The sequence below is a fragment of the Ileibacterium valens genome (genome assembly GCF_001945525.1).
Classification (GTDB): Bacteria; Bacillota_I; Bacilli_A; order Erysipelotrichales; family Erysipelotrichaceae; genus Ileibacterium; species Ileibacterium valens.
In genome coordinates this window covers 1-808 of sequence record NZ_MPJW01000238.1, presented here as the reverse complement: position 1 = coordinate 808, position 808 = coordinate 1, and the positions used below count along the sequence as shown (strand labels likewise).

1 protein-coding gene is annotated in these 808 nt (G+C 36.9%); it reads right to left on the bottom strand.

Going from position 1 to position 808, the window contains the following annotated elements; genetic code table 11:
- Window positions 1-615 precede the first annotated feature (615 nt).
- On the bottom strand, window positions 616-808 hold a 193-nt coding region (locus tag BO222_RS14140; RefSeq protein ID WP_233131258.1), incomplete at its 5' end, for a hypothetical protein.

Sequence of the window (808 nt, the reverse complement as noted above, 5' to 3'; positions counted from 1 at the left end):
GAACTGGTGATGAACAGATTCCAGAAATGGCGCGGTTCAGTTATACCGGCTGATGTCATTGACAGCGTTCTTCCCTGGAATGATGAAATCAGAGAACTCTGTGCTCTGTCAGTCTGAATCAATAATACTTCAATGTAAAAAAGGCGAAGTTCTTTGCGTCCTGCAGCTTTCCTGAGAGGAAAGTTTCAGAATCCATAAGATTCTTCGCCTTTAATGGTATATAGGCAATTTCGTTTCGGGCAACCCGTCAAATATAAAGAAGTTACTTTGAGTCTGAGACTATCTTGCCTGCGTGCTGAACACTTAGAGAAATTTGAATTTTTTGAACAATTCAGATGAAATTCAACTGACTTATTTTATCGCTATTTTTCGATTTGAAATTTTGAGTAAACTTGAATCAGAGAAATAAAGCCTAACTATTAAATGTCAAGTGTAATTGTATGGTGATCATAAAAATAAGTTTTGTTTGCTTTGCAGGTACTTTTGCCTTGATAGGGAGGGCAAATAAATGATTACGTCTTAAATATTCAGAAAAATCGGCGCACTGAAAACAGCTTTAGTAGAACAATGGTCCTGAAAGTGTTTTCAATACTGTCTTACTGTATTTTTGATGGATCAAATCGATTCTATTGCTGCCTTTGCAGAGTATCTCGCTGTGTAAACAAAAGGATGAATTTCTCTTGATTCATCTTCATAGCGATAGATGCTTCTCAGGCTATGCTTTGGAATCTCAGTAGTGATGTTTTGGAAGAACGTTAATCGGGTCTCTTCCCTGAGCTTTTGCAGATCTTTGAAATTGATTACGAAA